The sequence below is a fragment of the Nonomuraea sp. IBHARD001 genome (assembly GCF_056106265.1).
The window spans coordinates 5464839-5491545 of the sequence record NZ_JBWBBW010000002.1 but is presented as its reverse complement, the minus strand read 5'-3'; the positions used below and the strand labels follow the sequence as shown (position 1 = coordinate 5491545).

General features: G+C 71.6%; 22 protein-coding genes. 12 read left to right on the top strand and 10 right to left on the bottom strand.

Going from position 1 to position 26707, the window contains the following annotated elements; all coding sequences use genetic code 11:
* Positions 1-119 precede the first annotated feature (119 nt).
* Both ACTWNK_RS27070 and ACTWNK_RS27065 read left to right on the top strand, forming a co-directional pair.
* Positions 120-899: an enoyl-CoA hydratase/isomerase family protein gene (locus tag ACTWNK_RS27070; RefSeq protein ID WP_474307361.1), complete on the top strand. Its 780-nt coding sequence runs from the start codon at positions 120-122 to the stop codon at positions 897-899.
* Between the two features lie 74 nt (positions 900-973).
* Positions 974-2842: an ABC transporter ATP-binding protein gene (locus tag ACTWNK_RS27065; protein ID WP_474307360.1), complete on the top strand. Its 1869-nt coding sequence runs from the start codon at positions 974-976 to the stop codon at positions 2840-2842.
* Positions 2843-2869: 27 nt separating this feature from the next.
* Here the strand turns inward: ACTWNK_RS27065 and ACTWNK_RS27060 are convergent, their stop codons facing one another.
* Positions 2870-3748: a sulfotransferase family protein gene (locus tag ACTWNK_RS27060; RefSeq protein WP_474307359.1), complete on the bottom strand. Its 879-nt coding sequence runs from the start codon at positions 3746-3748 to the stop codon at positions 2870-2872.
* Between the two features lie 87 nt (positions 3749-3835).
* Here ACTWNK_RS27060 and ACTWNK_RS27055 point away from each other — a divergent pair, with 87 nt between their 5' ends.
* Both ACTWNK_RS27055 and ACTWNK_RS27050 read left to right on the top strand, forming a co-directional pair.
* Complete coding sequence (locus tag ACTWNK_RS27055; RefSeq protein ID WP_474307358.1) at positions 3836-4711, top strand: S66 peptidase family protein; 876 nt, start codon at positions 3836-3838, stop codon at positions 4709-4711.
* Between the two features lie 42 nt (positions 4712-4753).
* Positions 4754-5635, top strand: a complete 882-nt coding sequence (locus tag ACTWNK_RS27050; RefSeq protein ID WP_474307357.1) for a hypothetical protein — start codon at positions 4754-4756, stop codon at positions 5633-5635.
* Positions 5636-5650: 15 nt separating this feature from the next.
* On the opposite strand, the gene ACTWNK_RS27045 is transcribed toward ACTWNK_RS27050, so the two are convergent.
* Together ACTWNK_RS27045 and yczE are read right to left on the bottom strand one after the other, a co-directional pair.
* The gene (locus ACTWNK_RS27045; RefSeq protein WP_474307356.1) at positions 5651-7405 is read right to left on the bottom strand and encodes a glycoside hydrolase family 15 protein; all 1755 of its coding nucleotides are present in this window, start codon (positions 7403-7405) and stop codon (positions 5651-5653) included.
* Positions 7406-7497: 92 nt separating this feature from the next.
* Entirely contained in the window at positions 7498-8106 is a 609-nt protein-coding gene (yczE, locus tag ACTWNK_RS27040) for a membrane protein YczE (RefSeq protein ID WP_474307355.1), read from the bottom strand.
* Between the two features lie 63 nt (positions 8107-8169).
* On the opposite strand from yczE, the gene yczR reads away from it, so the two are divergent.
* Positions 8170-9606 (top strand): MocR-like transcription factor YczR, encoded by a 1437-nt coding sequence (gene yczR, locus ACTWNK_RS27035; protein ID WP_474307354.1) that lies wholly within the window; start codon positions 8170-8172, stop codon positions 9604-9606.
* Here yczR and ACTWNK_RS27030 read toward each other — a convergent pair.
* A complete protein-coding gene (locus ACTWNK_RS27030) occupies positions 9598-10212 on the bottom strand; it encodes a trimeric intracellular cation channel family protein (RefSeq protein WP_474307353.1) in 615 nt (204 codons plus the stop codon). The genes yczR and ACTWNK_RS27030 overlap by 9 nt on opposite strands.
* Positions 10213-10236: 24 nt before the next feature.
* Complete coding sequence (locus tag ACTWNK_RS27025) at positions 10237-11703, bottom strand: peptide MFS transporter (protein ID WP_474307351.1); 1467 nt, start codon at positions 11701-11703, stop codon at positions 10237-10239.
* Positions 11704-11874: 171 nt separating this feature from the next.
* On the opposite strand from ACTWNK_RS27025, the gene ACTWNK_RS27020 reads away from it, so the two are divergent.
* Positions 11875-13671, top strand: coding sequence for an AMP-dependent synthetase/ligase (locus ACTWNK_RS27020; protein WP_474307350.1), 1797 nt, complete (start codon positions 11875-11877; stop codon positions 13669-13671).
* Between the two features lie 2 nt (positions 13672-13673).
* Here the strand turns inward: ACTWNK_RS27020 and ACTWNK_RS27015 are convergent, their stop codons facing one another.
* Genes ACTWNK_RS27015 through ACTWNK_RS26995 form a run of 5 tightly spaced genes read right to left on the bottom strand, consistent with a single transcriptional unit; the run spans position 13674 to position 18466 of the window.
* A complete protein-coding gene (locus ACTWNK_RS27015) occupies positions 13674-14141 on the bottom strand; it encodes a GNAT family N-acetyltransferase (protein ID WP_474307349.1) in 468 nt (155 codons plus the stop codon).
* A gap of 10 nt (positions 14142-14151) precedes the next feature.
* Positions 14152-15534 carry an aldehyde dehydrogenase family protein gene (locus ACTWNK_RS27010; RefSeq protein ID WP_474307348.1) on the bottom strand — a complete coding sequence of 461 codons (1383 nt, stop codon included), beginning with the start codon at positions 15532-15534 and terminating at the stop codon, positions 14152-14154.
* Entirely contained in the window at positions 15534-16613 is a 1080-nt protein-coding gene (locus tag ACTWNK_RS27005; RefSeq protein ID WP_474307347.1) for an AMP-binding protein, read from the bottom strand. The genes ACTWNK_RS27010 and ACTWNK_RS27005 overlap by 1 nt, the downstream gene beginning before the upstream one ends.
* 21 nt (positions 16614-16634) lie before the next feature.
* Complete coding sequence (locus tag ACTWNK_RS27000; RefSeq protein WP_474307346.1) at positions 16635-17810, bottom strand: 3-deoxy-7-phosphoheptulonate synthase; 1176 nt, start codon at positions 17808-17810, stop codon at positions 16635-16637.
* The gene (locus tag ACTWNK_RS26995; protein WP_474307345.1) at positions 17807-18466 is read right to left on the bottom strand and encodes a hypothetical protein; all 660 of its coding nucleotides are present in this window, start codon (positions 18464-18466) and stop codon (positions 17807-17809) included. The genes ACTWNK_RS27000 and ACTWNK_RS26995 overlap by 4 nt, the downstream gene beginning before the upstream one ends.
* A 607-nt stretch (positions 18467-19073) precedes the next feature.
* Here ACTWNK_RS26995 and ACTWNK_RS26990 point away from each other — a divergent pair.
* Genes ACTWNK_RS26990 through ACTWNK_RS26965 form a run of 6 tightly spaced genes read left to right on the top strand, consistent with a single transcriptional unit; the run spans position 19074 to position 26706 of the window.
* The gene (locus tag ACTWNK_RS26990) at positions 19074-20450 is read left to right on the top strand and encodes an aspartate aminotransferase family protein (RefSeq protein WP_474307344.1); all 1377 of its coding nucleotides are present in this window, start codon (positions 19074-19076) and stop codon (positions 20448-20450) included.
* Positions 20435-21433: an ABC transporter permease gene (locus ACTWNK_RS26985; protein ID WP_474307343.1), complete on the top strand. Its 999-nt coding sequence runs from the start codon at positions 20435-20437 to the stop codon at positions 21431-21433. Before ACTWNK_RS26990 ends, ACTWNK_RS26985 begins: the two co-directional genes overlap by 16 nt.
* Positions 21430-22263, top strand: coding sequence for an ABC transporter permease (locus ACTWNK_RS26980; RefSeq protein ID WP_474307342.1), 834 nt, complete (start codon positions 21430-21432; stop codon positions 22261-22263). The genes ACTWNK_RS26985 and ACTWNK_RS26980 overlap by 4 nt, the downstream gene beginning before the upstream one ends.
* Positions 22260-23873, top strand: coding sequence for an ATP-binding cassette domain-containing protein (locus ACTWNK_RS26975; RefSeq protein ID WP_474307340.1), 1614 nt, complete (start codon positions 22260-22262; stop codon positions 23871-23873). Before ACTWNK_RS26980 ends, ACTWNK_RS26975 begins: the two co-directional genes overlap by 4 nt.
* Complete coding sequence (locus tag ACTWNK_RS26970; protein WP_474307339.1) at positions 23870-25474, top strand: ABC transporter substrate-binding protein; 1605 nt, start codon at positions 23870-23872, stop codon at positions 25472-25474. The genes ACTWNK_RS26975 and ACTWNK_RS26970 overlap by 4 nt, the downstream gene beginning before the upstream one ends.
* Complete coding sequence (locus ACTWNK_RS26965) at positions 25471-26706, top strand: LLM class flavin-dependent oxidoreductase (RefSeq protein ID WP_474307338.1); 1236 nt, start codon at positions 25471-25473, stop codon at positions 26704-26706. Before ACTWNK_RS26970 ends, ACTWNK_RS26965 begins: the two co-directional genes overlap by 4 nt.
* The last annotated feature ends 1 nt before the right edge of the window (position 26707 follow it).

The window sequence follows — 26707 nt, the reverse complement described above, 5'->3', positions numbered from 1 at the left end:
AGCCCTACCAGAACCTCATTCTGGGGAGTCTGTAGGCTCGGACGCGACGGTACAGCGAAAAGGGAGCGGGCGAGCGTATGACGGACGCCGAGGTGCTTGGGGGGAACGAAGCGGAGACGATGTCCGCGCGAGAACTCGCGGAGATCGGACTGCGTTACGAGGTGGACGGCGAGATCGCGACGATCACGCTGAACCGGCCGGACAAGCGCAACGCCCAGACGTTCGCGACCTGGTCGGCTCTGGCTCAGATCGGCGACAACCTGCCTGAGCAGGTGCGCATCGTCGTGGTAGCAGGTGAGGGGCCGTCCTTCTCGGCAGGGATAGATCTGAGAATGTTCACACCCGAGGGAGTCCCGGGACAGGGCTCGTTCAGCTCGGTGGCACAACTTGAGGACGCTGCGTTCGACCAGCGCATCGAACGCGCGCAACAGGGGTTCCTGTGGCTGCGCCGCCCAGAGATCGTTTCCATCGCGGCCGTGCACGGCCATGCGATCGGCGCGGGCTTCCAGCTCGCCCTGGCCTGCGACCTGCGCATCGTGGCAGACGACGTCATGTTCTGCATGAAGGAGCCCGCACTCGGCCTCGTGCCCGACCTGACGGGCACCAAGCCGCTCGTCGACCTGGTCGGCAGGGCCAAGGCCATCGAGATCTGCCTCACCGCCCGTGTCGTGGGCGCGCAGGAGGCGCTGCGGATCGGCCTGGCCGAGCGCGTCGTGCCCCGCGAGGACCTGGCCGCCGCCGTGCGTGAGCAGGCGACGGCGCTGCTGGCCACCCACAGGGACGCGGCCGTGGCGACCAAGCGGCTGCTGGACGGCGCCGGTGCGCGCACCCTGCTCGAACAGGCCGCGGCCGAACGCGCGGAGCAGACGGCCAGGGTGAAGGCGCTGTTCGGCGGCTGAGCAGGTGTTCGCGCTGAGCTGACGGCGGAATCGGGGCGCCCCTCGCCGTGCTGATCACGAGGGAGAGGAGCGCCATGACCATGATGGGCGGGATGGGACCGCAGGCGATGCGGTCGCTCAGGCGTGACGCCTCGGTCATGTCCGAGAGCATCAAACCGGGCACCGTACGACGCATCGCCGCATACGCCGGGCCCTACTCCCGGCAGATCACCGCATTCCTCCTGCTGGTCGTGGTGGGGGCGGTGATCGTGGTGGCCAATCCGCTGCTGATGAAGGCCATCATCGACGACGGCATCATCCCCAAGCAGGCGGGCGTGGTGGTGGGACTGGCCGTCGCCATCGCCGTGCTGGCCGTGCTCGACGCGCTGCTGGGCCTGGCCCAGCGCTACTTCTCGGCCAGGATCGGCGAAGGGCTGATCTACAACCTGCGCACCGAGGTGTTCGACCACGTGCAGCGCATGCCGGTCGCCTTCTTCATGCGGGCCCAGACCGGGGCGCTGGTCTCCAGGCTCAACACCGATGTGATCGGCGCGCAGCGGGCGCTGACCAGCACGCTGTCGTCGGTCGTGTCCAATGTGATCAGCCTGGTCATCGTCCTGATCACCATGATCGTCCTGTCGTGGCAGGTCACCCTCGTCGCACTCGTCCTGCTGCCGATCTTCATCTTCCCCGCCAAATGGGTGGGCAGGCGCATGTCCAGGCTGACCCGCGAGCAGATGCGGCTCGACGCCGAGATGAGCTCGGTCATGACCGAACGCTTCAACGTCGCGGGCGCCATGGTCGCCAAGCTGTACGGCAGGCCCGAGGAGGAGTACACCCTGTTCGGCGGCAGGGCCGAGCGGGTGCGCGACGTCGGCGTCACCGTGGCCATGTACGGCGCGGTCTTCCGCATCGCACTCGGCCTGGTCGCGGCCCTGGCCACCGCGCTCGTCTACGGCATCGGCGGTGTGCTGGCCGTGGGCGACATCTTCGAACTCGGCACGCTGGTGGCGCTCGCCGCCCTGCTCATGCGCCTGTACGGCCCGCTGACCAGCCTGTCCAACGTGCACATCGACGTGATGACCGCCCTGGTGAGCTTCGACCGGGTCTTCGAGGTGCTCGACCTCAAGCCGATGGTCGCCGAGCGGCCGGGCGCGACCGCCGTGCCGGACGGGCCGGTCACGGTGGAGTTCGACGACGTGCGCTTCCGCTACCCGGCGGCCGAGGAGGTGTCGCTGGCCTCGCTGGAGTCGGTGGCCAGGCCCGACACCGGGCCCTCGCACGAGGTGCTCAAGGGCGTGTCGTTCACGGCGGGCCCCGGCAGGTTGATCGCGCTCGTCGGGCCTTCGGGCGCGGGCAAGACGACGATCACCTCGCTGGTCTCCAGGCTCTACGACGTCGACGGCGGCGCCGTGCGGATCAACGGGCTGGACGTGCGCGAGGCCACCCTGGCCTCGATCCGCGACACGGTCGGCGTCGTCATGCAGGACGCCCACCTCTTCCACGACACGATCGGCGCCAACCTGCGCTATGCCAGACCGCGGGCGAGCGACGACGACATCTGGCGGGCGCTGGCCGCGGCGCAGGTCGCCGACCTGGTCAAGGCGCTGCCCGAGCAACTGGAGACGGTCGTCGGCGACCGGGGCTACCGGCTTTCGGGCGGGGAGAAGCAGCGGCTGGCCCTGGCCAGGCTGCTGCTGAAGGCGCCGCGCGTGGTGGTGCTCGACGAGGCGACCGCGCACCTGGACTCGGAGTCGGAGGCCGCGGTGCAGCGCGCGCTGAAGACGGCGCTGGCCGGGCGCACCTCCCTGGTCATCGCGCACCGCCTGTCGACGATCAGGGAGGCCGACGAGATCCTGGTCGTGCAGGACGGCCGGATCGCCGAACGCGGCAGGCACGAGGACCTGCTGGCCGAGGGCCGGCTCTACGCCGAGCTGTATCGCACGCAGTTCGCCGACAGCTAGAGAGCTAGAGAGCTAGAGGGCTAGGGGCTAGAGGTAGGCCAGCCGGGTCAGCTCGTCCTTGGCGACCTTCTCCACGATCGTCACGTCCTCGTGGCGCAGCCGGGAGCGCCATGAGCCGATCTTGGGCGCGGTGCCGCCGAACAGGGCGATCTTCGACACCCTGGTCTCGAGGAAGGACGACAGCGTCGCCACGGCCTCGGCGGGCGAGCCCACCAGGTCCTCGTAACGCAGGGTGAGCAACTGCTCGGGCGGCAGGTCCTTGCGCAGGGCGGCGCTGATCCGCACGGCGCTGCGCCAGCGAAGCGCGCACTTGCCCGCCGTCGGCATGCCCTTCCAGCGGTCGCGGTGCTCGTCGCGGTTGACGCCGAGGAACGGATTGGGGAACTCGGTGTCCTCGGCGAGCATCACGGGCTTGAACCACGCCAGGCACGCGGGATCGGTGAGCATGTCGGCGGTGACGTCGCGCCCGTCCCTGATCAGCTGGACGAACCTGGCGTCGGGAAAGGCCCGCATGAGCACCGGCGCACTGTAGAGCAGATCGGGACTGGCGTCGCCGAACCTGGCCACGGCCGCGGTCGAGACGCAGGGCCCGGCGCCGGTGACGCCCCCGGCCTCACGGCAGGCGGGTGGGCACAGGCCGCACGCGCCGGGCAGCACCTGCCAGCACTCGGCCAGCGCGTCGCGGATCACGCGGGCGGCGCCCGTGCTCCTGGTGATGGAGGGCCTGCGGGCGAAGGCGTAGACCACGGTGGCCACGGAGGCGCGGCCCATGGTGACGTGGAATCCGGGGGAACGTTTCAGGGCACGCGCCAGCAGGTCCGCGCCGGAGTGGGGGGCTCCCAGCAGGAAGACCGGCCTGCGGACCTTGATGCCGTTCACCACGAGGATGTGGGGCGGAGGTCGCATAGGTGAGGTAAGTGTGACACCGTTTACGAGGTGAACGAACCGGCCACGCCATCTTCGATCCCCGCAAGCCTCGCACCGGGTGACACGGTGGCCGTCGTCGCCCCCTCGGGCCCGGTCGACCCGGTCAGGCTGGCCAGGGGCGTGCGGCTGCTGGAGGAGCACGGTTTCAAGGTCGTCACGGGCGAGCACACGCTGGAGCGTCACCCGCTGGGCCATCTGGCGGGCGCCGACGAGGCCAGGGCCGCCGATCTGCAGGCCGCCTGGTGCGACCCGGCGATCGACGCGGTGTTCTGCGCCAGGGGTGGCTACGGCGCGGTCAGGACGCTGGAGCTGCTCGACTGGACGGCGATGCGCGCGGCCGGGCCGAAGGTCCTGCTCGGGTCGAGCGACGTGACGGCCCTGCACCACGTGTTCGGCATGGAGCTCGGCGTCGCCACCCTGCACGGGCCGATGCCGGCGTGCGCCACGCTCGGCGACGAGAGCGGCGCCGAGCCCGCCTCGCGGCAGAGCCTGCTGGCCGCGTTGTCGCACACACCGGCCCCGGTGTACGGCACGCACGCGCTCGTGCCCGGCCGGGTCGTCGCGCCGCTGGCGGGCGGGAACCTGTCGTTGCTCGCCTCGCTGTGCGGGACCAGGTGGCAGCCGATGCTGGCCGGCAGGATCGTCCTGCTGGAGGAGGTGCGCGAGGCGCCGTACCGGATCGACCGGTTGTTGACCCAGCTCGTCCAGGCCGGCGCGTTCGCCGGGGTGGCCGGGTTCGCGCTCGGTTCGTGGGTCGGCTGCGGCGATCCGGGGCCTGTGCTCGCCGAGCGGCTGACGCCGTTCGGAGTGCCGATCGTGGCGGGGCTGGCGGTGGGACACGGGACACCACAGTTGAGCGTGTGGCTCGGCGCGCTTGGTGGTATCGATACCGAATCGTGCTCGCTCACTTGTCTGTTCCACAACGAGGGCGCGGCAATGTAGAGAGTCGCATAGGGAGTAAACCCGACAGAAGGGACGTGGCACGTGAACCTGTTCAGACGGCACCGCGACCCGAGCGCACCCCCGCGCTCAGTCGAGGACGTCGACCTCGATTCGCTGCTCGCCCTGGTCGCGGACTCCCTCGGCCACAGTTGTACCTTCGCACCCGACGGCTCCTGGCTGCGGCTCGGCGGCGGCGGTGAGATCACCGTCAGGCTCACCGGTCTGCGCCGTGAGGCCGGCAGGCGCTCGCGCGAGGACTGGCCCACGCTGGTCTCCGAGCACCTGGCCCATGCCGTCTCCTCGGCGGCCGAGCCCGTCGACGTCTGCGACCTCGGCCAGGTCAGGCCGCATCTGCGCACCAGCGTGCAGCACGTCGACGACATCCCCGACCTGACCAGGGTCGTCGGCAGGCACCTGTCGGCCGACCTGGTCGAACTGCTCACCGTCGGCAGGCGCAACGTGCGCCCGGAGGAGGCGGGCTGCTGGCCGGTCCCGACGGGAAGCGCGCTCGACCTGGCCGCGGCCAACGTCCGGGCGACCGAACGCCTGGTGGCCGAGCCGCACACGCTCGGCGACACGCCGGTGTGGCGGGTCACGGCCGAGCGCGAGGGCAGTGCGGCGGCGCATCTGCGCTGGCTCGGCGACTACGTGCCGGTGCCACGCGACGGCGTGCTGGTCGCCCTGCCCGGCCCCGCCACCCTGCTCGTGCACCCGGTCGACGGCATCGGCGTCGTGCGCGCCATCGAGCGCCTGCGCGTGCACGCCGCCCGCGAGGGCGGGCTGAGCACCCAGGTGCACTGGTGGCACGGCGGACGCCTGACGCTCATCAAGGCCGACATCGAACTGCAGGACGGCCAGACCAGGCTGGTGGTGGCCCCGCCGCCCGAGTTCGCCCGCATCCTGGCCCGCATCGCCGCGACCTGACCGGCGGGCAGGCGCCTAGGACAGCGCGCGGGCCGCGTTGATCAGCGGCACGTGGCTGAAGGCCTGGGGGAAGTTGCCCACCAGCCTGGCGTACCGAGGGTCGTACTCCTCGGCCAGCAGGCCCACGTCGTTGCGCAGGGCCAGCAGCCGTTCGAACAGCGCCATGGCGTCGTCCCTGCGCCCGACCATCGCCAGCACCTCCACCAGCCAGAAGCTGCACGCCAGGAACGCGCCCTCGCCGCCGGGCAGGCCGTCGACGTCGTTGTCCTCGGCGACCGGGTAGCGCAGCACGAAGCCGTCGGCCAGCAGTTCGCGCTCGATGGCCGTCACCGTGCCGATCACCCTGGGGTCGCCGGGCGGCAGGAAGCCCACGATCGGGATGAGCAGCAGGGCGGCGTCCAGCTCGTGCGAGCCGTAGGACTGGGTGAAGGTGTTGCGCTCGGCGTCGAAGGCCTTGTCGCAGATCTCGGCGTGGATCTGGTCGCGCAGCCGCTTCCAGCGTTCGACCGGTCCGGTGCGGTCGAACTCCTCCACCTGCCTGATCGCCCGGTCGAAGGCCACCCAGCACATCACCTTGGAGTGGGTGAAGTGCCGCCTGGGGCCGCGCACCTCCCACAGGCCCTCGTCCGGCTCGTCCCAGTGCTCCTCGACGAAGTCCAGCATCTCGCGCTGGATGGCCCAGGCCCGGTCGTCGGCGCCCAGGCCGGAGGTGCGCGACAGGTACAGCGCGGACATGACCTCGCCGTAGACGTCGAGCTGGAGCTGGTCGACCGCGCCGTTGCCGATCCGCACCGGCCGTGAGTTCTCGTAGCCGGGCAGCCAGTCGAGCACCAGCTCGGTCAGGCGGCGCTCGCCCGCGACGCCGTACATGATCTGCAGGTCCTGGGAGCGGCCCGCGATGGCGCGCAGGAGCCAGGCGCGCCAGTCGGCGGCCTCGTCGACATAGCCGGAGCCGATCAGCGCCTCCAGTGTCATCGTGGCGTCGCGCAGCCAGCAGAAGCGGTAGTCCCAGTTGCGCACGCCGCCGATGTCCTCGGGCAGCGAGGTGGTGGGCGCGGCCACGATGCCGCCGGTGGGGGAGTAGGTCAGCGCCTTGAGCGTGATGAGCGAGCGCACGACGGCCTCGCGCCAGGGGCCCTTGTAGGTGCAGCGCGAGACCCAGTCGGCCCACATGAGTTCGGTCTCGGCCAGCTGCACCTCGGGGTCGAGCTCGACCGGCATGCTCTCGTGCGAGGGATGCCAGGTGAAGACGAAGCCGAGCCGCTGGCCCGCCGACACCTCGAACGTGGCCTTGTGCGCGTAGTCGCCGCCCTTGAGCTCGACCGGGGAGTGCAGCCACACCGAGTCCGGCCCGCCGATCGCCTGCAGATGCCCGTCGGTACGGCGCACCCAGGGCACGATGCGGCCGTAGTCGAAGCGCACGCGCAGCTGGGTGGCCATCTCGACGGTGCCGCTGACGCCCTCGACGATACGGACGACGTCGGGATTGGCATGGCGGGGCGGCATGAAGTCCAGGACCCTGACCGTGCCGGTCGGGGTGTCCCACTCGCTCTCCAGGATGAGCGTCTCCTCGCGGTAGGCGCGCCTGGTGGCGGGCTGCCTGCCGACGGGGCCGAGCCACCAGTGCCCGTTGCGTTCGTCGCCGAGCAGGGCGGCGAAGCAGGAGGGCGAGTCGAACCTGGGCAGGCAGAGCCAGTCGATCGAGCCGTCGCGGCCGACGAGCGCCGCCGACTGCATGTCCCCGATGAGGGCGTAGTCCTCAATCCGCATGACTGTGACGTTAGCCAACATCGGCCCCGGATCGGCGGTGGCCGCCCCCGTGTCGCGTCACGGAGGCGGCCACCGCCCGCTCGGGGAGGCCGTCAGTCGGGCAACGGCCAGAATCGGGTGAAGAACTGGGTGAGCGGCCCGATGAGCAGGGCGAACACCAGGGTGCCGATGCCGACCGTGCCGCCGAGCAGCCAGCCGACGGCCAGGACGGTGATCTCGATGGCGAATCTGGCCAGCCTGACCGAGAGCCCCATCCTGACCAGCCCGGTCATGATGCCGTCGCGCGGTCCGGGCCCCATGGCCGCGCTCATGTACAGCACGGTCGCGAGCGCCACGAGGGTGACGGCGCCCAGCAGGTAGGCCCAGGAGGGCGCCCAGTGGTGCGGCGTCGGCAGCAGCCAGATGGCGGCGTCGGCGAAGAGGCCGAGAAAGACGATGTTGCTGATCGTGCCGAGCCCCGGTTTCTGGCGCAACGGGATCCACAGCAGCAGCACCAGCGCGCCCACCAGGATGATCCACGTGCCGATCGACAGTCCGGTGCGGACCGCCAGGCCCTGGTGGAAGGCGTCCCAAGGATCGTTGCCCAGACCGGACTCGACCTGAAGCCCGATGCCGACGCCGTAGAGCATCAGCCCGCCGTAGAGCTTGAGCAGACGCCGGGGAAGGGTCACGGGGGAGGCGGTGGCGGTGAGTTCGCTCATAGTGAGCCCACTGTCGCAGGCCAATGGCTTGCCATTAAAGGGCCAATCGTGAAAAGTGGCCTTATGTCAGACAGGCATGTGAGTGCGGCCCAGCTCGCCGGGCTGCTGGAGCTCGACCGGGCGGCCAGGCCCTTCTACCAGGCGCTGGCCTCGGGGATCAGGGAGCTCGTGGTGGACGGGCGGCTGCCGCTGCGCATCCGCGTTCCGGCCGAGCGGCACCTGGCCGAGGTGCTCGGCGTCAGCCGCACCACGGTGACGGCCGCATACGACCGGCTGCGGGAGGGCGGCTACCTGGACAGCAGGCAGGGCGCGGGGAGCTGGACCGCGCTGCCCGACCCCTCGGCGCTCGGCGCGGACAACCCGTGGCTGTCCAGCGAGGACGACGGCCTGCTGCAACTGCACTGCGCCGCGCCCGCGGCCACGCCCAGGGTGCAGGAGGCCATGCTCGCCGCCGTGCACGACCTGCCCAGGTACGCCATGGGGGCCGGGTACGACCCGATCGGCCTGCCGGTGCTGCGGGAGCGCATCGCCGCCAGGTACACCGCGCGAGGCGTGGCGACCAGGCCCGAGCAGATCATCGTCACCTCGGGCGCCCAGCATGCGATGAGCCTGGTCATGGGGCTGCTGCTGGGGCCGGGCGACCCGATCGTGCTGGAGTCGCCCACCTATCCGCACGCCATCGACGCCGCACGCCAGCGCGGGGCCAGGATCGTGCCGGTGGGCGTCACCGAGGCGGGCTGGGAGCCGGACCTGGTCGCCGGGGCCATGCGGCAGGCGGCGGCCAGGATGGCCTATCTCATCCCCGACTTCCACAACCCCACGGGCGCGAACATGCCCGACGCCGTCAGGGCCGCGATCGTCGGGGCGGCCAGGCGCACCGGCACCACACTCATCGTGGACGAGACCTGGGCCGAACTTCCGCTCGACGACGGCGAACGCACCTCGCCGATGGCCGCGTTCGACACCGACGGCCGGGTCGTGTCGATCAGCTCGGCGGCCAAGCTGTGGTGGGGCGGGCTGCGCATCGGCTGGATCCGCACGACCGCGGCCATGGCCCGCCGCCTGGCCGTGCACCGCGCCGCCGTCGACATCGCCAGCTCCGTGCTGGAACAGCTCACCGTGGCCAGGCTGTTCGAGACCGTGCACGAGGGCAGGGCCGAGCGCCAGGACCTGCTGCGCGCCTCGCGTGCCGTCCTGGTGGCCGCGCTCGGCGAGCACCTGCCCGCGTGGTCGTTCACCGTGCCCGCCGGTGGCGGCACCCTGTGGGTCAGGCTGAACGGCGACGCCGCGACCCCGCTGACCGAGGCCGCCGCCTGCCAGGGGGTACGGCTGGCGCCCGGCCCGTGGTTCGGGCTCGACGGCACGCTGGAGGGCTACCTGCGCCTGCCCTACACCCAGCCGCCGCAGATCCTGGCCGAGGCGGTCGAGCGCATCGCGCTGGCCAGGGTGCGGGGCGTGGTCGGGGCCAGGCGGGCCCAGTCGCTGACCCCGTCACTCTGAGGGCGTGACGCCCCTGGCCAGCGGGGCCCGCAGGCCGTACCTCATGGCGGCGATGCGCAGCACGAAGGCCAGCACGGCGGCGGCCAGCGTGGCCTGCCAGCCGTGCAGGTCGAAGGTGTAGAGCGAGGCCATGCTGGCCGAGCCGAGCAGGGCGGGAAGGGCGTAGAGCTGGCGGTCGTAGAGCAGGGTCGGGATCTGACCGGCCAGCAGGTCGCGCAGCATGCCGCCGCCGACGGCCGTGGTGACGCCGAGCAGGGTGGCGTGCAGCGGGCTGAGCCCGTAGACCAGCGCCTTCTCGGTGCCGACCGCGCAGAACAGCCCGAGCCCGGCCGCGTCGAGCACCAGGATGGCCGGCATCACCCTGGCCACGTGCGGATGGAAGAAGAAGACGATCACCGTGGCCCCGACGGGCACCAGCACGTACCCGACGCTCTGGAAGGCGGCGGGCGGCACGTTGAGGATGAGGTCGCGCACGATACCGCCGCCGAGCGCGGTCATCTCGGCGAGTACGGCCATGCCGACGACGTCCAGCCGCTTGCGCACGCCCATGAGGGCGCCGGTCAGGGCGAAGACGAAGATACCGACGAGATCGAGAAGTGCGGACACCGATAAATCATCCCATGACCGGCTCTATGCGTGTTCCCGCATCATGACCTTGAGCTTGCGGACGAAGAGGAACAGCGCCAGGCCCGCCGCGATCGCCATCGCCGCCAGCGTGAGGAAGTACACCGGGTCCGACATGACCTCGCTCAGCCGCCCGGTCTGGCCGCCGACCGCGTCGCCCACCGAGTTGGCGATGAACCACACCCCGAGCATCTGCCCCTTGAAGGCCATCGGCGCCAGCTTCGTGGTGACCGACAGGCCGACCGGGCTCAGCGACAACTCGCCGAACACCTGGATGAGATAGACCAGCACCAGCCACCACACGGTGACCTTCGCACCGCCCGAGGCCAGACCGGAGGCGATCGCCATCACCACGAAGCTCAGGCCGACCATCAGCAGGGCGAAGGCGAACTTCTGCGGCGTGCTGACCCGGTCGCCGAGCTTGACCCACAGGGCGGCGAACACCGGTACGAAGATCATGATGAAGAGCGGGTTGAACGACTGCGTGGTCGCCGCCTGGATCGGGATGCCGAACAGCGACAGGTTCGTACTGTTCTGGGCGAAGAACAGGAGCTTGGTCGGGGCCAGGTCGTAGATCATCCAGAAGATGGCCGCGGCGATGAAGAGATAGATGTAGGCCTTCATCCGCGACCGTTCGTCGTCGGTGAGCTCGTGCGGTCCCTTGAGGATGTAGGTGAAGTAGCCGATCGGCACCAGCACGATGATGATCGTCACGACCAGGGTGAGCGTGTCCACGTCGAACGTGCCCGTCGCCACCCACACACCCATCACCACGGCCACGAGCACCACCACACCGGCCACCAGCAGGCCGACCCGCTTGCGCTCGTGCGTGGTCAGCGGCAGGCCGGGCCGGTCGCCCACGCCGTGCAGGTAGCGGCGGCCCAGGGCGTACTGCGCCAGGCCGAGCGCCATGCCGACCGCCGCCGCGCCGAAGCCCAGGTGCCAGCGGTCGCCCGCCGAGAGCCAGCCGACCACGATCGGCGCCACGAACGCGCCCAGGTTGATGCCCAGGTAGAACAGCGAGAAGCCGGAGTCCCTGCGCGCGTCGGCGTCCTCGGGGTAGAGCTTGCCGACCATGACCGAGATGTTGGGCTTGAGCAGGCCGGTGCCGCTGATGATGAGCAGCAGGCCGATCCAGATGAAGGCCGAGTTCGACACCGGCAGCGCCATGCTGATGTGGCCCAGCATGATGACGAAGCCGCCCCACAGCACCGACCTGCGCGCACCCAGGATGCGGTCGGCCACCCAGCCGCCGGGCAGGGCGACCAGGTAGATGAGCGCGCCGTAGACGCCGACGACCGCCTGGGCCGTCGTCTCGCTCATCCCGAGACCGCCGACGGCGGGGGAGGCGGCCATGAACGTCGCCAGGATGGCCCGCAGGCCGTACCAGCTGAAGCGTTCCCACATCTCGGTGCCGAACAGCGTGGCCAGTCCCCGCGGATGGCCGAAGAACGTCTTCTCGCCCGTTGTCATGCGCGCCCTTCCGGCACTGTGTGCTGATGATCGGTCACTCTACGTGATCGAATTGTCACCCCTGTGCTGGGGCGTGGCTTCTTCTCCCCAAGAGGGGGTTGTCCAGTCGCGATCCGGTGTGATGCGATGCACAGCACTCGTGCAAGTGAGCACTTTCTGGAGGCGTGCACCATGGCCGACGTCCCGACCGTCTGTGAGCAGTTGCGCCGCACCGCCGAGCGCTTTCCCGACGCCCCGGCCTACTCCGACCCGGTCGACGGCGGCTGGAGCACGCTGACCTACGGCCAGGCCAGGCAGCGCGTGCTGGAGATCGCCGCCGGGTTCGTCGCACTCGGGCTGCGGCCGGGCGAGGCCGTCGCGCTGATGATGGTCAACCGCAGCGAGCACGTGCTGGCCGACCTTGGAGCGTTGCACGCCGGTGGGCTGCCGTGCTCGGTGTACTCCACGTTCACACCCGACCAGATCGCCTTCGTCGCCGACAACGTCGAGGCGAAGTACGCCGTGCTCGGCGGCGCGGCCGAACTGGCCCGCTGGGAGCCGGTCCTCGACGAGCTGCCCGGCCTGCGCAAGATCATCGTGCTGGACGGCTCGGGCCAGGGCGAGCGCTTCCTCGGCTGGCAGGACCTGCTGGAGCTCGGCAGGCGGCGGCTGGCCGACGACCCCGCCTCGATCGACGCGCGCTGGCAGGCCGTCGCACCGGGCGACACCGTGACCGTGCTCTACACCTCCGGCACGACCGGCATGCCCAAGGGCGTGCCGCTCACCCATGCCAACCTCGGCTTCGCCGTGGACGCCGTCGACCAGATCGTCAGCCTGCCCGAGCACGGGCCGCAGGTCTCCTACCTCACCTACGCCCACATCGCCGAGCGGGCGCTCAGCCTCTACCTGCCGCTGTTCAAGGTCGGCCACGTGCACTTCTGCACCGACCTGGCCGATCTCGGCGCCACGCTCGGCCAGGTGAAGCCCACGATGTTCTTCGGCGTGCCGCGCGTGTGGGAGAAGATGCAGGCCAGACTGCAGGCCCTGCTCGCCACCCAGCCGGCCGAGCAGCAGGAGGGCGTACGCCAGGCCATGCGGGCGGGCCGCGCCTGGGTCGAGGCCGGCCAGGTCGGGCACACGATCACCCCGGAGATCCAGGCCGCATACGACGCCGCCGACGCCGGACTGCTCTCGATCATCCGCTCCATGATCGGCCTCGGCGACGCCCAGTGGCTGGCCACGGCCGCGGCGCCCATGCCCCTGGAGACCCAGCGCTTCTTCGCCGGACTCGGGATGAAGGTCATCGACGTGTACGGCATGACCGAGACGTCCGGCGCCTTCACCGCCAACAGCCCGCAGGCCTACAAGCTCGGCACGGTCGGCCGCGCCGAGCCCGGCGTCGAGATCCGCATCGCCGACGACGGCGAGATCCTCACCCGCAGCCCGCTCAACACCGCCGGGTACCTCAAGCGCCCCGAGGCGACGGCCGAACTCCTCGACGAGGAGGGCTGGCTGCACACCGGCGACGTCGGCTCGATCGACGAGGACGGCTTCGTGCGCATCGTCGACCGCAAGAAGGAGCTCATCATCACCGCGGGCGGCGAGAACATCTCACCGGCCAACATCGAGAGCTACCTCAAGGAACACCCCCTCATCGGCCAGGCGCTCGCCTACGGCGACAACCGCCCGCACCCCGTCGCCGTCCTCACCCTCGACGGCGAGGTCGCGCCCGGCTGGGCCCGGGCCCAGGGCATCGCCTTCGACTCGCCCGCCGACCTGGCCGCACACCCCGACGTGCTCAAGGCGGTCGGGGCTGCGGTCGAGGCGGCCAACGAGAAGCTGGCCAGGGTCCAGCAGGTCAAGCGCTGGGCGCTGCTCGGTGTGGAGTGGACGGCCGAGACCGAGGAGCTGACGCCTTCGCTGAAGCTGAAGAGGCGCGTCATCCACGCCAAGTACGCCGAGGTGATCGACTCCCTCTACGAGGACTGACCTCACAGCCGTTTGCCGAGGAAGACCACCAGGGGGTGCCCGGCGTAGTGCCCGAACCCCTTGATCGGCGTGTAGCCGGAGGACTCGTACAGCGCGATGGCCTCCGGCTGGCGTATCCCGGTGGACAGCACGGCCGCCTCGTGGCCGGCCTGCCTGGCCGTGTGTTCGAGCTCGCCCAGCAGCAGGCGGGCCAGGCCCTTGCGCCTGGCCTCCGGCACCACGTGCACCCGTTTGAACTCGGCCGCGCGCCCGGCGCCCAGCCGCCGGACGTCCACGGTGTGCCAGGAGCCCGCGGCCACGGGCAGGTCGTCCAGGTAGCCGATGAGGCTCTCGCCGAGCGGCGGGCGGAACTCGGCCGGGTCGACGGGCGCCTCGTCGGGCCCGCCGTACCTGTCGACGTAGAACTCCTGAAGGCGGGCTCTGAGTTCGGCGGCGTCGGGGTGGTCGAAGTCGACGCGGCGGATCTGCATGGGATTCCTCTCAGCCGGACACGAGCGCTTTGTTGCGCATGAGGAAGTCGCCGACGAAGCCTTCGTGCGGCAGGTCGCCGTCGCTGTGCACGGTGGGCACGTCGACGTGCACGTTCTGGATGCCGGGCTCGGCCAGCAGGCTCGTGATGAGCTCGCCGTCGCCGGTGACGGCGTTGACCACGAGCGACCCGGCGAACGGGGCGACGCCGTCGTGCCTTCGCCACGGCGCCACCCACACGCAGGGGAAGGGCAGCTCGGCCCCGAGCACGGCGTCCAGCGGGTCCTCGACGGTGAACACGGCGGGGCCGAGCACGACGCCGCCGCCGGGGTGCGGGGTCGCGATCCGCTCGAACGGGATCTCGGCGCGGGTGTGCGCCGCCCGGGCGCGCAGCCGGTCGAGAAGCGTACGGGCCGCCGCCTCGCGCACGCGCGGGCCGAGATGGGCGTCGGTGCCCTGCCGCTCGCCCGCCCGCGCGGTGAGCTCGGCGGCCAGGTCGGCGGCGAAGGCGGCGTGGTCGCCCTCGACGAGCACGGCGGTGGTGTTGACACAGGCGACGCCGCCGAGCGCGCCGACCGAGTCGGCCACCGAGCTGACGGTCCCGGGGGTCAGCCGGTCATGGCCGACGAAGGTCTTGGAACGGCCCGGGCCGCCGACCTTGACCGTGGGGGAGTGCTCGTAGGCCGCCTTGACGTCGTCGCCGCCGTAGACCAGGCCCAGGTCGGCCCGGCGCAGCACGGTGGCGGCCCCGGCGTGCGAGGCGGGAAGGTACACGGCGTCGGCGTCGCGGAACCCGGCCGCGCGCAGGGCCTCGATCACCCGGTAGGCGGTGAACGGCTCGCGGCTCGACGGCCGCACCGCGACACGGTAGCCGAGCGCCAGCGCCTGCAGCCAGCCGTTCTGGATCGTCGGCAGGTTCCCCGACAGGACGGCGCCGAGCGTCTCGCCGCGCCGTGTCCACACGCCGCTGCCCGATCCGCCCGCGACCTCGCGCCAGGCCCGTACCGAGCCGTTCGGCCTGGCCCGGTCGGCCCGCCCGGGCGCCTGGGCGACGGCGTCCGCGACCGCCAGGCTCAGCCGTTCGGTCAGGCCGGGGTTGTGCCCGGAGACCCTGGCGACCAGGTCGAGGTGCTCGGCGAACGTCAGCCCGCCGAGCACGTCGCCGGCGAAGCGCCGTGCGGCGTCGGCGAGCCGGTGCGCCCGCTCGTCGGCAGGCAGCGGTTGGCTCGCCCGCTGGGCCTGGATCGCCTGGGCGATGAGCAGGTCCGGGCTGATCGACAGCTCGGCCAGCGGCTCGCCGCCGACGCCGTGCACGACGTCGGCGGCCCTGGTGACCAGGCGTCCGCGATGGGTGAGCGCGGGCAGCCTGAGCGGGGCGGCCGCGCCGGAGGCCATCAGTACACCCCCTCGATCACCCGGTCGCCCTCGAACGTGGCCAGCGGGCGTATCGCGGTGAGCGCGTCGCCCGCCGACCCGGCCGGGCCCGGCACCCGGACGGCCGAGTCGCGTTCCAGGTTGTTGGGGATGAAGACGCCGCTGCTGACATGGCTCATCCGCACCTGCCCGCGTTCGCCGTAGGGCACGGGCTCGCCGCTGTCGGGGTCGACGACGTTGAACAGGACGAAGGGTGAGTAGCCGTCGTAGACCGAGTCGGGCACGCTCGCGGGGCCGGGTCTGAGCCTGGCCGTGGTCAGGACCATCGTGCTCCCGTAGACGTTGTGGATCACCGCGTCGGGGAAGGCCTCGGCGATGAGGTCGTAGGTGTCGTCGTCGAGGTGGGCCCCGGCCAGGGCGAGGTACTTCAGCGTGCCGCGCAGCCGGTCGGTCAGCCCCTCGTGCAGCAGCAGCGCCGACAGGATCGGCGGGGTGGTGGTCAGGGCGGCGATGGGCTGGCTGCGGATGACGTGCCCGATCTGGTCGACCAGATGGGCGACATAGGCGTCGGGCGCGCCGCCCGCGGCGATGAGCTTCTTCACCCAGCGCGGATCGAGGTCGACGGCATGCAGCACCGAGCGCAGCTCACGCGCCTGCAGCCTGGTGGTGTACCCGAAGGCGTGCGGGCCTGACGGCATCGCCACCAGCCACGGCCTGCCGGCGGGGAACCCGGCCTCGACGAGCTCCTCGCGCTTCCAGGCCAGGGCCCTGTGTACCCAGCGTTCGGTGTAGAGCAGGCGTTTGGGCGATCCCGTGGTCCCGCCGGTCTCGAAGACCGAGGGGGCCGGGTCGCCGTCGAGACCGCGGGGCAGCAGGTCCTCGACCGGCCGCTCGCGCAGGTGCGCGCCGATGTCGGGGAAGCGGCGCAGCTGGTCGTATGAGGTGATGTCGGTGAGCGGGTCGAAGTCGAGCTCCTTGGCGAGGGTGAGCCAGAGCCTGGATCCCGTCCGCTCGGAGAAGTGCCAGCGAAGGGCCGCCGCCAGGTACTCGGCGGGGTCGATCGGGCCTGCGTCCTCCAGGTCGGGCAACGAGCGCGGCATGGGTGTCTCCTTCGCTGGTCGTCAGGCGAACCACTGGTCGAGCACGTGCGCGGTCTGCTCCGGGCTCAGCCGCGGGTCGAGCAGGGTGAGGTAGCGGGAGTGGTCGGCGGGTTCGCGGCCGTGGCGCGCGCACTCGTGCACGTCGTCGGGCGTGGCCTCCAGGTGCAGGCCGGAGGGCGTGAGCCGTTCGCGCAGCAGGATCTCCTGGAAGGCGCGCAGCTCGGTGACGACGTGCTCCACGTGACGGGTCTTGAGCCCCGAGCGCGCGGTGGTCGTGTTGCCGTGCATCGGGTCGCTGATCCAGGCGACGTGCGCGAGACGCCGGTGCACGGCCCGGGCGACGGCGGCCAGGTTGCCGATGTGGCGGTGTCCCATCCGCACGATGAAGGTCAGGCGGCCGGGTTCGTCGTGCGGATTGAGCAGCAGGGCCAGGCGCAGGGCCTCCTGCGGCGTGGTGGTCGGGCCGATCTTCACCCCGACCGGGTTGCGCAGGCCCGCCGCGACGGCGATGTGGGCGCCGTCGCGCTGCCTGGTGCGCTCGCCGATCCAGGGCCAGTGCGTGGTGGCGAGGTGGTTGCGGGGCAGGCCGGGGCGCAGGAAGCGCAGCTCGTAGTCCAGCAGGAGCAGCTCGTGGCTGGTCCACACCGGACGCTCGCGGCCCGTGGTGCGGTTGTGGGCGGAGATCACGTCGTGGGCGCGCCTGGCGGCGTCGTGCGCCCGTGCGATGCGGGAGGGAGCGGGCACCCGGGCCTCGGCGCTGGGATGCGGCGAGTTCACGATCGGGCCGCGGAAGCTGGGCAGCAGCACCCCGCCGACGCTCTCGTGGTCGTTGGAGCGCGGTTTGGCGTACTGCCCCGCGATCCTGCCGACGGTGACGACCTCACGGCCGGTGCGGTGACGCAGATGCGCTCCCGCCTCGGCGAGGAAGCCCGTCTTGTCCGCGGTGACGGCGGCGACGTCGCCCTCGATGTCCTCGACGCAGTCGCCGAGCTGCAGGACGAGCGCGCCGGAGCCGACGGTGGCCAATGCCGAGGCGAAGGCGTCGACGGAGGCCGGGGTGACGAGGTCGCCGGGCGGCAGGGCGTCCAGGACGGCGTCGAGCTCACGCCGGTCCGGCCAGTCGGGTTGCTGGTGTGCGGGCAGGCGGCGCAGGGCCGTCCACGCGTCGGTCTCGATCAGGGCGCTGTTGTCGCTCAAGCCTCGGTCCTCGCCGCCGAAGCCGTCCACACGCATCCCTTGCCCTGCTCGCCGTCGGTCAGCTCACAGCGCGCGTGCAGGCCCTTGTTGGTGATCATCGCGGTGGTCGCGGGCACGCAGTACTCGCAGGGCGAGCCGAGTGTGATGGTGACGCCGCGGCTCCTGGCCAGCTCGCGGTAGTCCCAGATCGCACAGTGGCGGATCTCGAACACGGCCCTGCGTTCGTCCCTGGCCAGCCATCTGACCTCCGAGCGGTAGAGCTCGGCCTGGTCGTGCAGGCGTTGCAGCGGCACGACGGCGTCGTGCCTGGGGGCCGCGTCGACGGCGGCGTACACGGCGCTGTTGGCCGAGGCCCAGGCGGCGAGCTGGTCGTGCCCGAACCTGGTCACGACGAACTGCTCCATCAGCGCCTGAGCCCGGAAGAAGGCGGCCTTCCACTCCTGCTCGCCCGCTCCCGAAGGGGGCAGCGACTCGAAGATCGCCTGTTTGACGCGCAGCAGGTCGTGCATGAAGGCCCCGGCGCGGCTCTCGACGACGAATCTGGTCAGACCGGCTTCGGCCTCGAACAGCCGTCGCCTCCACAGCGTGCTGCGGTGCTCCAGCCCGGCCACGATCGCAGGCTCGCGGCAGGACGGATCGTGGGCAGGTTCGATCATCACCTGGTTTCTCCAGTATCCCCAATGCGGCCCGCGGCACAGCGCGGGCCGGTTCGGCCGTGGTGGAGGACGGGCGGCGACACGGGCTCCGGCACGCGGCGAGGTTCGCCGTCCTGGGGCCGGATGGTCGCGGGTGGGGTGGTCCCGCTGAAGCTGACGGTGCGGACATACCTGGGCTGCGATGCGGGCGCATGTCAACGCCTGCGTCGCGGGGCGGGGGGTGCGGTCACCATATCCCCATAAAACCTACTTTTCATAGGGGTTATACGGGAAAGTCTTCTTTTCGCAGGTGGGGGACCCAAAACGCACTCCAGGCCGCCCGGAGCCCCTGTGGGTACGGGTTTCCGTCATGATCGACTCGTTCCGACGATCCCTTGATTTCCTCTATGAAAAGTAGGTTTTATGGGGTTATGGTGACCGTGCCACCCAAGCGACGCACCCCTCGGAGTGCCAGGAAAGACGCCTGACGTCCGCCTCCTCCGACGACGAACCCCACGACGACGCGATGGCCCATGCCCTTCATCGGGCGAACCCTCACAACCCCGCTGAACCGTACGAACGCGGCGTGCCCCCTCTTCGGCGCGCCGGAAAGCAGAGCGGAGAGCACATGGCAGACACCCACGACACCGTCCTGGAGCAGGCGCGCAGGCACCTCTGGCTGCATTTCACCAACCACGCCTCCCTGCACGCCGGAGGCGAGGTCCCGGTCGTCACCAGGGCCGAAGGCGCCTACTTCTGGGACGACAGGGGGCGCAGGCACCTCGACGGCCTGTCCGGCCTGTTCGCGGTCAACGCCGGGCACGGCCGGGCCGAACTCGCGGAGGCTGCGGCGCGGCAGATCCGCGAGCTCGACTACTTCCCGATCTGGAACGCCGTGCACCCGAGCGCGGCAAGGCTGGCCGAGGCGCTGGCCGCACGCGCGCCGGGCGACCTCAACCGCGTCTTCTTCACCAACAGCGGCAGCGAGAGCGTCGAGACCGCCTGGAAACTCGTCAAGCAGTACTTCAAACTGATCGGCCAGCCCGGCCGCCACAAGGTGATCAGCCGGGCCATGGCCTACCACGGCACCACCCAGGGCGCCCTGTCGATCACCTCGCTGCCACCGCTGCGCGCGCCGTTCGAACCCCTGGTCCCCGGCGGCCACAAGGTGCCCGCCACCGACCTCTACCGCGCACCCGAGCACCTCAGGGACGACGAGGAGGCCTTCGGCGTATGGGCGGCCGACAGGATCGCCGAGGCCATCGAGTTCGAGGGCCCCGAGACCGTCGCCGCCGTCTTCATCGAACCCGTGCAGAACTCCGGCGGCGCCATCCCCCCGCCCAAGGGCTACCTGGAACGCGTGCGCGAGATCACCCGGAAGTACGGCGTCGTGCTCGTCGCCGACGAGGTCATCACCGCGTTCGGCCGCATCGGCGACTACTTCGCCGTCAACCGCTTCGGCCTGACGCCCGACATCATCACCGGGGCCAAGGGCATCACCTCCGGCTACATCCCCGCCGGGGCCACCATCGTCAGCGACCGGCTGTTCGAGCCGTTCACCAAGGCGGGCAACACGTTCGCGCACGGCCTCACCTTCGCCGGGCACCCGGTCGCAGCCGCCGTCGGCCTGGCCAATCTGGAGATCTTCGAACGCGAGAAGCTCAACGAGCGCGTCAGGGCCAACGAGGACGCCTTCCGCGCCACCCTGTCGGGCCTGCGCGACCTGCCGATCGTCGGCGACGTGCGTGGCGCGGGCTACTTCTGGGGCGTCGTCCTGGTCAAGGACCAGGCCACCCGCGAGAGCTTCGCCCCCGCCGAACGCCGCCGCCTGCTCGACGAGCTCCTCGCCCCCGCGCTGCGCGAGGCCGGGCTGCACGTGCGCCTGGACGAACGCGGCGACCCCACCGTCCTGCTCGCCCCTCCCACCACCATCGGCGCCGACGAGTTCGCCTTCATCGAGCAGGTGCTCCGCTCGGTCCTGGCCACCGCATGGCAGCGTCTGTGACCGTCGCCTGGCGGGCACGCGAGCGACGCCCGTCGGGCTGGTACGTCCTGCGCAGACTCGGCTACTTCGCCGTCGTCGTGCTCGCCGTCTACACACTGGCCTACCTCCTGCTGTACGCCCTGCCGAGCGATCCGGTCGCCCTGATGCTCGATCGCAGGTCGATGGGGGCGGGAGGCGGCACGCCCGAGCAGATCGCGGCGCTGCGGGCCAGGTACGGGCTGGACCGGCCGCTGCACGTCAGGTACTTCTCCACACTCGGACGCCTGCTCACCGGCGACCTCGGCGTGTCCTTCCAGTCGGGCATGCCGGTGCCGCAGGTGCTGGGCGCGGCGGCCCCGAGCACGCTGGCGCTGGCCGTGCCCGCGCTCGCGCTGGCCGTGCCGCTGTCGGCGGCGCTGGCCCTGCTGACCTCGTGGCGGCGCGGCGGCCTGGCCCACCGGGTGCTGGTCAACGTGCCCGCGCTCGTCTCGGCCGTGCCCGCCTTCTGGCTCGGGCTGCTGCTCCTTCAAGTGTTCGCCTTCGAGCTGCGCTGGCTGCCCTCCACCGGCGGGAGCGGGCCCGAAGGGCTGGTGCTGCCCTCGATCGCCCTGGCGCTGCCGGTCTCGGCCGTGCTCACCGCCGTGCTCGTGCGCAGCCTCGACGACGTCCAGGACGCGCCGTTCGTGGCGTTGCTGCGGGCCAGGGGGCTGCCCTGGTGGCGCGTCTACCTCGGGCACGTGGCGCGCAACGCCCTGCTGCCCTTCATGACGCTGACCGGGCTCACCGTGGGCGGCGTGCTGGTCGGCACCGTCATCACCGAGACGGTCTTCGCCAGGCAGGGGCTCGGCCGGCTGCTCGTGGCCTCGGTCGAGACGCAGGACGCGCCCGTCGTGCTGGCGATCGCGGTCCTGGCCGGAGTCGTGTTCGCCGGGGTGAACCTCGCCGTCGACCTGCTCCACCCGCTCGTCGATCCCCGGTTGCGCACGCGCGGGGCGCCGAGATGAGCGCCGTGCTCGTCGCGGTGGGCCGAGTCCGCCGCAGCGGGGTGCCGTGGGTGGCTTCGGCGGTGCTGGTGCTGGCGGGGGTGGCGGCGGCCTTCCCGTGGCTGGTGGCGGCCGGGGATCCGCTGGACTCCGACGTCTCGCGGCGGCTGCTCGCGCCGTCGTTCGCCCATCCGTTCGGGACCGACGAGCTGGGGCGCGACCAGCTCGTCCGGGTCGTGCACGGCACACGGGCGAGTCTGTCGACCGCGCTGCTCGCGCTCGCGCTGGCCTTCGGGCTGAGCATCGCGGCCGGGCTGCTCGCAGGCTACCTGGGCGGGCTGGTCGACCGGATGCTCATGGGGGTCGTCGACGTGCTGCTCGCGCTGCCCTCGCTGCTGATCTCGCTGCTCGTCGTGTCGGGGCTCGGCACCGGGCCGGTCAACCTCGCGCTGGCCATCGGCATCGCCTCGGTGCCCGCCTTCGCCCGGGTCACCAGGGCCGAGGTGCTGCGGGTCAGCTCCCAGGCGTTCGTCGAGGCGGCACGCGGCTACGGCCTGTCCAGGGCAGGCGTCCTGTGGCGGCACGTGCTCCCGCACGCCAAGGGGCCGATCACCGCGCTGGCGGCGCTGGAGCTGGCGAGCATGGTGCTGTCGGTCTCGGCGCTCAGCTTCCTCGGCTACGGCACCAGGCCGCCCGACCCGGAGTGGGGCAATCTGATCGCCGCCGGACGCGACCACTTCGCCACGGCGTGGTGGCTGACCGTGCTGCCGGGCGTCGTGCTCGCGGGCGTCGTGCTGGCCCTGCACCGGCTCGGCCGCTCGCTCGGCGTGACGGGAGCCGGTCTGGCATGAGCACCACGCCCATCACGCTGCTGCGCCTGGACGGCCTGACCGTCACCTATCCGGGCGGCCGGGCGCCCGCCGTCGCCGATCTGTCGCTCACCGTCGGGCACGGCCAATGCGTGGCCGTGGTCGGCGAGTCCGGCTCGGGCAAGTCGACCACCCTGCACGCGCTGCTCGGCCTGCTGCCCAGGTCCGCCCGCAGCTCGCACCGCGCCCTGGAGATCGCGGGCGCGGACGGCGTGCCGAGGGCCGTCGCCGACCCGCGCGAGCTGCGCGGCCGTGCCGTCGGCCTGGTCCCGCAGGACCCGGTGCGCGGACTCGACCCGCTCGTGCGCATCGAACGCCACTTCGCCGAACTGCACCGCCACTTCCTCGGCGTCACCCACAGAGGCGACAGCAGGCGGCGCACGGTCGAGGCGCTGCGGGCCGTCGGCGTCGACCGGCCTGAGGCCAGGCTGCGGCAGTACCCGCACGAGCTGTCGGGCGGCATCCGCCAGCGCATCCTCATCGGACTCGCCCTCGTCGGCGAACCACGGCTGCTGCTGGCCGACGAGCCGACCTCGAACCTGGACGCCACCGTGCAACGACGGGTGCTCGACCTGTTCGACGCCCTGCGCGCCGAGCGCGGCCTCGGCCTGCTGCTCGTCACGCACGACCTCGCGGTCGCCGCCGAACGCGCCGACCACCTGCTCGTCGTCAGGCACGGCCGGGTCGTCGAGTCCGGCCCGGCCGATTCGGTCGTCGGCGATCCGCGCCACGCCTACACCAGGCAGCTGCTGTCGTCGCAGCCGGGCAGGCTCCCGGCGCGCCCGGCCGCGGGCGAGGCCCCGGTGGTGCTGGAGGCCAGGTCGCTGGCCAAGGCGTTCGGCGCCGGGCGCGAACGCGTCGAGGCCGTCCAGGACGTCGGCCTGACCCTGCGCCGGGGCCAGACCGTCGCCGTCGTGGGGGAGTCGGGCGCGGGGAAGTCGACGCTGATGCGGCTGATCACCGGCCTGGAGCGGCCGGACGCGGGATCGGTGCTGCTGCACGGCAGGCCGAGCCGCTCGCACGCCGACTTCACCCGGCGGGTCCAGCTCGTCTACCAGAACCCGGCGGCCAGCCTGAACCCGGCGATGCCCGTCGGGCGCATCGTCGCCGAACCGCTGCTGGCCCACCGCGTCGGCACCCCCGCCTCGCGCGCCGCCCGCGCCCGCGACCTGCTCGGCCTCGTCGGCCTGCCCGGCGACGTCGCGGGCCGCCGCCCGACCGCGCTGTCGGGCGGTCAGCAGCAACGCGTCGCCATCGCCAGGGCCCTGGCGCTCGAACCCGGCGTGGTCGTGCTCGACGAGCCGGTCTCCGCACTCGACCAGGCCGTGCAGTACGACCTGCTGCTTCTGCTCACCGAGCTGCAGCATCGGCTCGGCATCGCCTACCTGCTGGTCTCGCACGACCTCGGTGTGGTGCGCGCGGTGGCCGACGAAGTGATCGTCATGCGTGCGGGCCGGGTCGAGGAGCGCGGGCCCACGCGGGCGGTCTTCGAACGGCCGCGCAGTGCGCACACCCGCGCCCTGCTCGACGCGGTGCCATCGGCCGGTGCGCCGGGGACCGTGCTCCCATCGGAAAGGACAGCTCTGTCATGACCCTTCGACCCTGGAGCGGCCTGCTGGCCGCCGCCGCACTGCTGCTCTCCGGATGCTCAGGAGGCGACGGCGCCGAACCCGTGGCCGCGACCGCGCATCTGCGGGTGGCCTACGGCGCCTATCCCACCTGCCTGGACTACGCCCAGTCCAATCCCGTCGCCATCTTCGGCAGGCAGGTGCTCGACACCCTGCTCAGCGAGGACCCTTCGACCGGCGAGCTCAAGCCGTACCTGGCCGAGTCGTGGGCCGTGCGTGAAGGCGGGAAGGTCTACGAGTTCACGATCAGGCAGGGGGTGACGTTCAGCAACGGCGAGAAGCTGACCGCGAAGGTCGTCGCGGACAACTTCCGGACGCTGTGGCGCCTGGCCGAGCAGGGCGTCTCGCCCACGCCCGGCGCCTACCTGCGCGGTTTCGACCATGCCGAGGCCGTGGACGAGCGCACGGTCAAGGTGGTGTTCGACGCGCCCAACGCCGGGTTCCTCCAGGCCAACACCGAAGGCCAGTTCGGCATCCTGGCCCCGGCCTCGCTGGCCAAGACGCCCGAACAGCGATGCGCGCTCGGCACGATCGGCACCGGACCCTTCGTCCTGAAGCGTGCCGTACAGGACGAACGCCTGGAGTACGTCAGGCGCGAGGGCTACGCCTGGGCGCCTGCCACGTTCGGGCGCAAGGGGGAGGCCGCGCTGGAGCGGCTGACGATCCAGATCGTGCCCGAGGAGAGCGGCCGGGCCGCCGGGCTGATCGCGGGCGACTACGACATCGCGTACTCGATCTTCCAGACCGGGGTGGACCAGGCCAAGGGCCATGCCGACGTCACCCGCGTGCTGGCGCCCAACCGCGGCGTCGTCAACAGCTTCCTGCCCAACACCGCCGACCCCGTGCTCGCCGACCCCGCCGTACGGCAGGCTCTGCAGCACGCCGTCGACAGGAAGGAGCTGGTGGCCACCTTCTACGGCGAAGGCGTCGAGCCGGCGAGCGACGTCGTCTCGCGCGGCCATCCCTTCTACCGCGACCGGGGCGAGCTGCTGAGCTTCGACCAGGAGCTCAGCCGTACCCTCCTGGACGAGGCGGGCTGGAAGCCGGGAGCGGACGGCGTCCGGGTGAAGGACGGCAGGCGCCTGGCGTTCGCCCTGTCGTTCGTCAGCGGGTCGATCGGCGCCGTGCAGTCCGGCTGGGAGTACGTGCAGACCCAGCTCAAGGAGGTCGGCATCGAGCTGACCCTGGCGCCGATCTCCAACGCCCAGCAGAGCGACCTGCGCACGTCGGGCAAGTGGCAGCTGGCCATCGCGCAGGGCGCGGCGCGCGGCGACGCCGACGGCATCGCCGCCTACTACTCCACCAGGCTGAGCCTCTACAAGGGCCTGGCGGCGCGGCCCGAGATCGACGGCCCGCTGGCCGAGCAGGCGGCCACACTCGACACCGCACAGCGCCGCCGTCTCGTCGACGACGCGGTGACGAAGATCCTGAAAGACGGCTACGGCATCCCGCTCTACGACTCCGCCCAGGTGCTCCTGGTCAGGAACACGGTGAAGGGCCTCACCTTCCCGATCAACTCCTGGGAGCCGATCTTCTACGGCGTCGAGAAGGGGGAGAAGCGGTGAGCGGCGCTTCGCGGCCGACGCTGCTGCTCAACGCCCAGTACCTGCCGACCAGCCACGACTGGCGCACCGAGGAGGGCAGGGCGAACTCGCCTTTCGACGTCGCCACCTTCGTCCGTCAGGCCCAGCAGGCGGAGGCGGCCGGGTTCCACGCGCTGTTCCAGGCCGACTTCTCCGGCGTGAGCAGGGACCGGCTCAGACAGGGGCCGCCGCTGGCCGCCTTCGAGTCCTTCCAGCTGTCCGCGCTCGTCGCGAGCGCCACCACGCGTATCGCGGTGATGCCGACGGTCTCCACGCTCTACACCCATCCCTTCACCTTCGCCCGCAATCTGGCCAGCCTGGACCGCATCGCGGGCGGCCGGGCGTGGATCAACGTCGTCTCCTCCTTCCGGGAGGGCACGGCCATCGGCATGCGGCGCGAGATCCCGAAGGACAAGCGCCACCTGCAGACGGAGGAGTTCCTCACCGTCGCACGGGACCTGTGGTCGAGCTGGCCACCGCACGCGAACGTGCTCGGCGCCGACGGCGGCCCCTACGTCCGCAGCGAGCTGATCACCGACGTCGACCACGCCGGGGAGTTCTACGAGCAGGCCGGTCCCATCGACACCGCACCCTACTCCGCCCCCTTCCCCTACACGCTGCAGGCCACCTCCTCCCTTGAGGGGGTACGGCTGGCGGCGCGCACGGCCGACGCGGTGTTCGCGGGCACGCCGACGCTCGGCTCGGCCAAGGAGCTGCGCCGCATCCTGCGCGCCGAGAGCGTGCGCGCCGGGCGCGGCGCGGACGCGGTGGAGCTGCTGCCCGGCGCCTTCGTCCAGATCACCGACACCTGGACGGCCAGGCCCGCGCCGCAACCCCTGGGCGCGGGCGCGGCGCTCGCCCTGGTGCGCTCCCGCTTCCCCGCACTCGACCTGGACGGCGTGGCCCCGGGCGACCTGGTGCCGCGGACGCTGATCTCCCGCGATCCCGACGTCGTGTTCGAGACGCTCGGCTCCCGCTACCTGCCGGTCTGGGAGGAGGCCCGCAAACCGGGCAGGAAGATCGGCGACCTGGTGGTCGCCCTGGCCGGGCTCGGCGAGCACGCGCACTTCTCGGGCACCGCCGAACAGGTCGGCGACGAGCTGCGCCGCTGGTACGACGAGGGCGGCGTGGACGGCTTCCAGCTCATCCTCGGCAACGCCTTCGACACCGTGTGCGACCACGTCGTGCCACGCCTGCTCGGCACCGGACGCTGAC